This window comes from Mesorhizobium sp., assembly GCF_004962925.1.
Taxonomy (GTDB): domain Bacteria; phylum Pseudomonadota; class Alphaproteobacteria; order Rhizobiales; family Rhizobiaceae; genus Mesorhizobium.
The window spans coordinates 44,033-52,577 of record NZ_SUEO01000012.1 but is presented as its reverse complement, the minus strand read 5'-3'; the positions used below and the strand labels follow the sequence as shown (position 1 = coordinate 52,577).

General features: G+C 63.3%; 9 protein-coding genes. All 9 read right to left on the bottom strand.

Translation table 11 applies throughout. The features are described 5' to 3' along the window. A partial coding sequence (locus E5W87_RS05150; protein WP_292394653.1) for a CoA-transferase occupies positions 1-737 on the bottom strand: 737 nt, incomplete at its 3' end. Next, a complete protein-coding gene (locus E5W87_RS05145; RefSeq protein ID WP_292394651.1) occupies positions 734-1,447 on the bottom strand; it encodes an enoyl-CoA hydratase/isomerase family protein in 714 nt (237 codons plus the stop codon). The genes E5W87_RS05145 and E5W87_RS05150, both read right to left, overlap by 4 nt. A gap of 26 nt (positions 1,448-1,473) precedes the next feature. Beyond that, positions 1,474-2,679 carry a CaiB/BaiF CoA-transferase family protein gene (locus tag E5W87_RS05140; protein ID WP_292394649.1) on the bottom strand — a complete coding sequence of 402 codons (1,206 nt, stop codon included), beginning with the start codon at positions 2,677-2,679 and terminating at the stop codon, positions 1,474-1,476. Between the two features lie 21 nt (positions 2,680-2,700). Beyond that, a complete protein-coding gene (locus tag E5W87_RS05135; RefSeq protein WP_292394647.1) occupies positions 2,701-3,438 on the bottom strand; it encodes an SDR family NAD(P)-dependent oxidoreductase in 738 nt (245 codons plus the stop codon). A 1-nt stretch (position 3,439) separates the two neighbouring features. Next, complete coding sequence (locus E5W87_RS05130; protein WP_292394645.1) at positions 3,440-4,435, bottom strand: ABC transporter permease; 996 nt, start codon at positions 4,433-4,435, stop codon at positions 3,440-3,442. 63 nt (positions 4,436-4,498) lie between these two features. Next, on the bottom strand, positions 4,499-6,031 hold the full coding sequence (locus tag E5W87_RS05125; protein ID WP_292394643.1) for a sugar ABC transporter ATP-binding protein: 1,533 nt from the start codon (positions 6,029-6,031) through the stop codon (positions 4,499-4,501). Continuing rightward, a complete protein-coding gene (locus E5W87_RS05120) occupies positions 6,021-7,004 on the bottom strand; it encodes an ABC transporter permease (protein WP_292394640.1) in 984 nt (327 codons plus the stop codon). Before E5W87_RS05120 ends, E5W87_RS05125 begins: the two co-directional genes overlap by 11 nt. A gap of 137 nt (positions 7,005-7,141) precedes the next feature. Next, complete coding sequence (locus tag E5W87_RS05115; protein WP_292394638.1) at positions 7,142-8,173, bottom strand: sugar ABC transporter substrate-binding protein; 1,032 nt, start codon at positions 8,171-8,173, stop codon at positions 7,142-7,144. 24 nt (positions 8,174-8,197) lie between these two features. Further along, positions 8,198-8,545: IclR family transcriptional regulator C-terminal domain-containing protein (locus E5W87_RS05110; protein ID WP_292394636.1), on the bottom strand; the 348-nt coding region annotated here is incomplete at its 5' end.

Below are 8,545 nucleotides of genomic sequence, written 5' to 3'. Positions count from 1 at the left end.
TTCTGATAGTTGGTCACATAGAAAGGCAGGCAGGAGGCCGGATAAGCGCCGCCCGGCGCCAGCGCTATGGCCGAAACCTGATTGCGAGTGAGAATGCTCTGGCGCCCATCATGCCGAAGCGTTCCGACCGGGACGATCTCCTCGACCGTGACCAGCACCTGACGCGCCGCGCCCGCCATGGCAAAGTCCAGCGCCCGCGGCCCGATGATCTCGACATTGCCGCTCTCGTCGGCGCGCTGAGCGTGGACGACGAACGTATCGAGCCGCAGTGGTGGAATGAACCCGGTCGCGGGATCGGGCGCGGCACTTGCACCCGGCACGCGCGCCAGCATGTCGGAACCCTGCGGAAGCTGGAACGGCATCGACGGCAGGTTCTGTTGCGCCGCCCGCAATGCCTGGATCATCGCCAGCGCGGTCCAATCACGAACGGGCACGGCATTCGTCTCGGCAGCCGTGCGGAATCGCGGCGGCAGGCCGAAAATATCCAGGCTGGAAAAGCAGAGGTCGATTTCCGCCACCGCGCCCGCTTCGAGAAGCAGTTCGAGCGGCAGCCCTCCGGCCCAGCAGACATAGCGCAGATCCTTGATATCAGAGCCGGCGATAGCGCGCAGCAAGGCGATCGGCAGCCGGGCGAAATGGTGTCCGCCGACGCCAAAGGCGTCGCCGCTACCGACCATCGCGGCCAACCCCTCGACATCGGTGAGGCGCGGCCGGTTCGGCTTGACCAGGGATATCATTGCGCAGCCTTCGCCCGTGCTGCACTTTTCTCGGCGAACGCCTTGACCCGCCGCTGGCCGATCTCGCTGCGATAAAGCCCGCCCAGAATATTGCGTTCCATGGCAAGGCCGTCGGCGAGGTCACCCGATACGGCATGCGCTGTCAGCGCTTTCAGTCCCTCGATCGCTGCAGCCGGTTCGGCGGCGATCATCTCGGCGAGCTCCAGCGCCCGCGGCATCAGCCTTTCGACGTCGACGATCTCGTTGACCAGTCCAGCGTTGGCACGGTTGCGGCCGAGTTTTTGGACGCTGCGCTGCGTGCCGCCGCCGCCGGGGATCAGCCCGAGCTTGATCTCCGGCAGGCCGAGTTTCGCGAACTGGTTGGCGATGACGATGTCGCAGCACAGCACCAGCTCCATGCCGCCGCCCAGCGCGAAACCATTGACCGCGGCGATCACCGGCTTGCGGTTGTTCTCGATCGCCGCATACATGCGCGCGCCGGCAGCCTGGAAAGCGTCGAACTCGGCAGCCGTCTGGCCGGCATATTCCTTGATGTCGGCGCCAGCCATGAAGCCGCGCCCCTCGCCGGTCACAACGATCGCACCGACGCCGTCATCCCCGGACAGCGCCTCGAAAACATCGATGATCTCGCCTTGCATCAGCCGGTTCATGGCATTGAGCTGGTCGGCGCGCCGAAAAATGACGACGGCGACGCGCCCGGATATGTCCAAGGTGAGTGTCCGGTAAACGCTCATCGTCAGGCAGCATCCACGGTCATGTCGCCGGACGCTTCCAGCGCGGCGATCTCGTCCTTCGACAGGCCGAACTCGGCCAGGATCTCGCGACCATGCTGGCCGACCAGCGGGGCAGGCCGTTCGATGCTTGCAGGGGTCTCGCTCATCTTGACGGCTGGCGCGACCACTCTCACCTTGCCGCCGCGCGGATGATCATAGCTGGTGATCATGCCCATGTGCTTGACCTGCGGATCCTCGGCCGCGCGGCGAATGTCCTTCACCTCGGCGCACCAGATGTCGACTGCCAGCAGCCGCGCCAGCAGATCCTGCGTGGAAAACTTCCTTGTCTCGGCGTTGACCTTCTCGAACACCTCGTCACGCCTGTCGAACAGGGTCTTCAGATCGTCATAGACGGCAAGCTGCGGCGCCTCCAACGTCTCATACAGCGTCTTGAACGGGCTCATGGCGATCGACACATAGCCGCCGTCCTTCGTTTCATAGATGCCGAACGGCGCCTGCATTCCGGGATGGCCGATACCGGAATTCGGGCGCACGAAATCCTCGCCGAGATTGAGCACGGCGACATATTCCTGGTTGAGATGCGAAAGCAGGCCGGCCAGCAAATTGACCTCGATCTTCTGGCCCTTGCCGGTCTTCTCGCGATAGTAGAGCGCCGACAATATGCCGTAGACCATGTTCATCGCGCCGATCTGGTCGGCGAGGCCGGCGCCGGCCGGAACAGGAGCCTGATCGCCGCGGCCGGTGTTGGAGATCAGACCGGATAGCCCCTGGATCAGCATGTCCTGGCCGGGGCGCTCGACATAAGGGCCTTCCTCGCCATAGCCGGAGCCGGAGCAATAGATGATGCCGGGATTGACTGCCTTGAAGTCCTCGTAACCATAGCCGAGCTTGGCCAGTACGCCGGGGCGAAAATTCTGCACCACGACGTCGGCCTTCTTGGCCATGCCCATGACGATCGCATGCACCTTGCGGCTCTTCAAATTGAGCGCGATGGAGCGCTTGTTGCGGTTCCAGGCGAGGAAGTTCGGGCTCTCGGAGCCGCCGACCCATTTGGCGAAGAAGGTCATACTACGAAACATGTCGCCGGCGCCGGCGCGCTCGATCTTGATGACGTCGGCGCCCATGTCGCCGAGCAGTTGGGTGGCGAACGGCCCTTGCAGCAGATGGCTGAAATCGAGGATGCGGACGCCTTCGAGGGCCTTGTTCATTTCATGTCTCGTTTCGTGTTGTCAAAGCAGGTCGGTGCCGGTGGTGAAGCCGGCGGCATCCGAAGCCAGATAGACGGCGGCTTCCGCCACTTCGGACGGCTCGCCGATGCGGCCGAGCGGATGCATCTTCACCCAGGCCTTGGCGAGATTGCCGCCGATCTCCTTGATCAGCTTGTCGTTCATCGGCGTGTTGATGGTGCCCGGCGAGATCGAGTTGACGCGGATGTTGAGCGGGCCGAACTCGACCGCCATCTGGCGCGTCATCGCCATCACCGCGCCCTTGGCGCCGGCATAGGCGGTCCAGCCGTCGAGCCCGATATGCCCCTGCGCGGAGGCCATGTTGATGATCGAGCCCGATTTCTGCGCGATCATGTGCGGCAACGCGTATTTGCAGCCGCGGAAGACGCTGGTCAGGTTGACCGCGATCAGCCGATGCCATTGCTCGTCGGTCATCTCGTGGACCGGCATGCCGCCGATGGCGATGGCGGCGTTGTTGACCATGACGTCGAGATGGCCGGTCTTGCCGACGGCCGTGGTGATGACGTTGGCGATGTCGGCCTCCTTCGACACGTCGCAATGCAAGTAGTCGGCATTGTGGCCAGCCGCGCGCAATTCCGCCGCGAAATGTTCGCCCCTCTCGTCGGCGATGTCGCTCAGGAAGACGTGCGCACCTTCCCTTGCCATCGCCTCTGCAATTGCATGGCCGATGCCGTCGGCGGCGCCCGTGATGATTGCGGTTTTCCCCTTGAGACGATCCATGTCAGCCTCCAACGATGCGCCGGCGCTTCGCTTCGTCGAAAGCGACAGCGGCAATGATGATCATGCCGGTGATGACCAGCTGCCACTCGGTCGGCAGGCCGAGCCCGCGCAGCCCGTTGGACAGGAACTGCAGGATCAGCACGCCTAGTGCCATGCCGGTCAGGCTGCCGATGCCGCCGGCAAGGCTCACCCCGCCGAGCACGGTGGCGGCAACGACCTGGAATTCGAAATTCAGTCCCGCCGTATGCTGCGCCGAGCCGACGCGGGCCGCCAGGATGATACCGGCAACCGTCGCCAGCAGCGCGCTGATGACGAAACAGATGAACTTGACTCGGCGCACGTCATAGCCGGCGAGCCGTGCCACTTCCGGATTGCCGCCGACGGCGTAAATCTGCCGTCCGAACGGCCGGTGCTGCATCATGTAGGCGAAGACGACGAGCAGGACGATCGCAATCACCGCCGAATAAGGAACGACGTTGAACAGGCGGCCATCCGACAGCGCAATGAAGCTGTCGAGAGCGGCATCGTCGGGGATCGCGCGCTGGCCGGTATAGAGATAGACGCCGCCGCGCATGATGAACATCGTGCCCAAGGTCACGATCAGCGAGTTGATCCCGGCATAGGCGGTGAGATAGCCGTTCACCACACCGATGATCAGCCCGAACAGCAGCGCACCGCCAACGCCGAGCAGCAGCGAGTTCGTGTCGTTCATGATGATGATCAGCGGCAGGGCGATGGTCGCCAGCAGCGAGCCGATCGAAATGTCGACCTCGCCTGATATAAAGACGATGGCGCAGCCGATGCCGGCAGTCAGCGCGAGGGAAGCCTGTCCGAGCACGTTGGTCATGTTGCGCACGGAGAAGAAATTCTCGGCGGTGAAGGAAAAGAACGCGATCACCAGGATGAGGCAGAGGAGCAGCGCCAGTTCCTGCCGCGCGAAGAGCCGCGCCAGCATGGACGGCCCGGCTTTCATCGTATCGGTGCTTGCCAGGCTCATCGCTTGCTCCCTTCGAGGGCGTCGGCCGAATGACAGGGAATGCTGCCGCGAAGCGTCATCGGCTTATCCGATCGCTGCATTGAGGATTTTCTCCTGCGTGGCGTCGTCGCGGGACATGATCGCGGTGAGCCGGCCTTCGCACATCACAGCGATACGGTCGGCAAGGCCCAGCAGCTCGGGCATTTCCGACGTCATCATGACAACGGCCAGGCCTTCACCGGCGAGCCGGTCGATGAGCGCGAAGATCTCCGACTTGGCGCCGACATCGATACCGCGGGTCGGCTCGTCGACGACGATCACTTTCAGGCCCCGCATCAGCCAGCGCGAGATCAGCACCTTCTGCTGATTGCCGCCGGACAGATTCTTGATCTGCTGAAACAGGCTGGGGGTCTTGATGCGGAAGCGGTCGACATAGTCCTGCACCGCTTTGCGTTCCCCGGCCTTATCGATGAAGCCCATACGGGCGAAAGCGCCAAGCGAGGCGAGGCTGGCATTCTGGTACACCGGCAATTCGCCCATAAGCCCTTCGCTCTTGCGGTCCTCGGTGAGCAGACCGATACCGAGCCGGACACCCGTATGGGTGTCGTGCGGCAGCAGGCCGCGACCGTCGACGGAAATCGTGCCGGAGGTGATCGGATCGAAGCCGACAATCGCCTTGGCGAGTTCGGTTCGCCCGGCTCCCATCAAGCCGAAGAAGCCGAGGACTTCGCCGGCATTTGCCTCGAAGGACACGTCCTTCAGCTTCTTCGCCGTGCTGAGCCCCTGCACGGAAAGGGCGACCTTGCTGCCCGGCGTGCCGCGCTTGCGGGGAAACAGGCTTTCGATGCGCCGGCCGATCATGTCCTGGATCAGCGTGTCGTTGGTGTGCTCGCCGATTGGCCTGGTCGAGACGTGCCGGCCGTCGCGCAGAACAGTGACCGTGTCGGCGATCTCGAAAACCTCGTCGAGCTTATGGCTGACATAGAGCACCGCGATGCCGAGCGCGGCCAGCCGGCGGATGACGGTGAACAGCAGCGATATCTCATTCGGCGTCAGCGACGACGTCGGCTCGTCCATCACCACGACGCGGGCTTCGTGGGCGAGTGCGCGAGCGATCTCGACCATCTGCTGCTGGCTTACCGGCAGCGACCCAGTCCGCGCCGCCGGATCGACGTTGAAGCCAATGCGGTTGAACAGCGCGGCGGAATCGGCGCGGATCTTCCTCCAGTCGATCGAGCCGCCTTTGCCGGTCGGATAGCCTTCGAGGAAGATGTTCTCGGCGACGGTGAATTCGGAGATCAGCGCGATCTCCTGGAACACGACCTTGATGCCCTCTTTCAGGCTGTCGCGCGGCGACTTGATATCGAGCTCGCGGCCGCGCATGCGGATCGTTCCGGCATCCTTGCCGTAGACCCCGGCCATGATCTTGATGAGCGTCGACTTGCCGGCACCGTTCTCGCCCATCAAGGCGTGGATCTTGCCGGGCTCCAGGGTGAGATCGACATTGTCCAGCGCCACCACGCCCGGAAAGCGCTTGTCGATGCCACGCATCTCGAGCGCCGGCACGCCTGTGTCGACGGCCGTGCCTTCGCCGGGGTGAAGGAAATCAACCGACATTGGCTCTGTTCCGGATGATGTCGAGATAGGTTGCCAGAATGATGACCACCCCGGGCACCACCATCTGCAGATCCTGGTTCCAGCCCAGGATGATGATGCCGTTGTCGATGACCTTCATCACCAGCACGCCGAGCAGCGTGCCGAACAGTGAACCGCGCCCGCCGAGCAGGCTGGTGCCGCCGAGAATGACGGCGGCGATCACCGTCAGCTCGAAGCCGCGTCCGGCGGTCGGCTGGCCCGCATTCATCAGCGACGACAGGATCATGCCGGCAACCCCGACGCACAGGCCGGTGACGACGAAGGCGAACAGCTTCAAGCGTTCCGAGCGCACGCCGGAAAGACGAACCGCACGCTCATTGGCGCCGACCGCATAGAGGTAACGGCCAAGCGTGGTGAAGCGCAGCGTCACGGCCGCGATGGCGAAGATGACCACCGCGATGACGACGGGCAGCGGGATCGCGCCGATATAGCCGGCACCGAGATCGGTGAAGCTGATGAGCCGGTGGTGGTTCTGCACCGCCTCGCGGGTGAACAGATAGACGCCGCCCTGCAGCATCATCATCGTGCCGATTGTAGCGATCAGCGAATTCACCTTGAGCCTGGTGACGACCAGCCCGTTGAACAGGCCGACCCCGCCGGCAAAGGCGAGCGCCGCCAGCATGCCGAGCGCGAGGCTGTGCGTCGAATTGAGCACGGCCATGCCGATACAGCCGACAAAGGCGAGCGACGCCCCGACCGAGAGATCGACCTCAGCGGTGATGATCAGCATGGTCATGCCCGAGGCGACGATCAGCACCAGCGCGCATTGGCGCAGGATGGCGATGATATTGGCCTCGGAATAGAACTGTGGCGCTGCGATCGAGATAGCGATGCAGAGCACGGCCAGGATAATCCCCAGCACGAGCTGGCTGCTGCCCAGCAGCTGGCCGCCGAGGAAACGCCTTGGCGCGGAAGATTGCGTAAGCTCGCTCATTTCCATTTCATTTCCGGGGCGGCATCGGGTGCCGTCGCCATTGGACACCCGCCTCTTAAACCGGATGGTTGACCTGTTTTGCCGTCGGCATCCGATCCGCTGCCCTTCCCGCCGAGCGGGAAGGGCGATTTGGGATCCTACTTCTTCAGGTCGGCAGAGGTTTTCATGCACGTTTCCGGTGGCTGGAGCGCGTTTACGGCGTCCCATTTGATCGTCCGGACAGCACCGTCGTAGTCATAGTACTTCTTCCAGTCGTCGCCGTTCATCGGCGCGGTCGGGCTGACGATGTGCTCGGGCACCTCTTCGCCGTTGAACAGCTTCACCGCGGCATCGATAGCGGTGTAGCCTTCCTTTTCCGGGAACATCGCGGCTTCGATGCGGTAGGACGGTTCGTTCTGTATCGCATTGATGAAGGCAAGGCCTTCGCCACCCGTGCCGACCGTCAACAAATTATCCTGCGACTTGCCCGCCGCTTTCCAGGCCTGCAGGCCGCCCAGCGACGAGGAATCGTTGATGCCGTAGATGATGTTGATGTCGGCGTTCTTGGCAAGTGCCGCCGCAGACACTTCGAGCGCGCGGTCGGGATTGCCGCCGCCGTCGAGATCGTGGACCATGACCGCGTCGGGGACGATCGTCTTCAGGCCATCCATGAAGCCTTGCGAACGCAGGACGGTGGCGGACAGGAGCGGCAGGCCGACATTCATCACCTGGGCTTTGCCGCCGAGCTTTTCCTTGGCGTATTTGCCTGCTTCGACGCCAGCCGTGTAGCCGGTATCATAGTCGCAGATCGCGACCATGGTCGTCATGCCCTTGACCGGATTGCCTTCCAGCACGACAGGGACGTCGTTGGATTTCGCCTGGCGCAGCAGCGGCACGACGCCCTCTTCGTTGACAGGCGTGACGATCAGCACATCAACGCCCTTGGCCATGAAGTCTTCCGCGGCAGAAACCTGCTTGGCGATGTCGAGATTGGCGTCCTGCACCTCGAGCTCGATGCCGAGTTCCTTGGCACGGGACTGCATGCCCTTGATGACGTTCTGATACCACTCATGGGTGGCGTAGTTGGTGACATAGCCGATGCGCTTCGGCATGTTTTCGGCCTGCGCGGCAGCGGCGCTCAGAGCCAGCGCGGCCGCCGAGGCAAACAGGATTGATTTCGACCAGTTCATCTTCTTCTCCCTATTGTGATCTTTTTAGTTGCTGAACGGATAGTCCCGCCGTTCCGGGTCGGCACGTGACGAAGCGATGATTTCACCCGCGCCCAGCGCCGCCGATATTGCCTCGGCCGCCGCTTTCGCCCGTTCGAAGACGATTTCGCGATCGAAGCGCGCGGCTTTCTGCGGCAGGAAGGGGACGGTGAGCGCCGCAATCACCGCACCGGTGTGATCGCGCACTGGCATTGAGACGTTGGTGCAGGCCTCGACGGCCAGCGAGGCGCGCATCTCGTAGCCGAGCCTTGCGACTTCGTTCAGCCGCGCTTCGATTTCGGCCCGCGTGCCCTGTCCTTCGCCGGCGGCCACGATCCGCTCGACGATGCGGTC

Bases quoted from the DNA above. Each gene is read 5' to 3' on its own strand.
- E5W87_RS05120 (WP_292394640.1), bottom strand. From the start codon at position 7,004: ATGAGCGAGCTTACGCAATCTTCCGCGCCAAGGCGTTTCCTCGGCGGC.
- E5W87_RS05130 (WP_292394645.1), bottom strand. From the start codon at position 4,435: ATGAGCCTGGCAAGCACCGATACGATGAAAGCCGGGCCGTCCATGCTG.
- E5W87_RS05135 (WP_292394647.1), bottom strand. From the start codon at position 3,438: ATGGATCGTCTCAAGGGGAAAACCGCAATCATCACGGGCGCCGCCGAC.
- E5W87_RS05125 (WP_292394643.1), bottom strand. From the start codon at position 6,031: ATGTCGGTTGATTTCCTTCACCCCGGCGAAGGCACGGCCGTCGACACA.
- E5W87_RS05140 (WP_292394649.1), bottom strand. From the start codon at position 2,679: ATGAACAAGGCCCTCGAAGGCGTCCGCATCCTCGATTTCAGCCATCTG.
- E5W87_RS05115 (WP_292394638.1), bottom strand. From the start codon at position 8,173: ATGAACTGGTCGAAATCAATCCTGTTTGCCTCGGCGGCCGCGCTGGCT.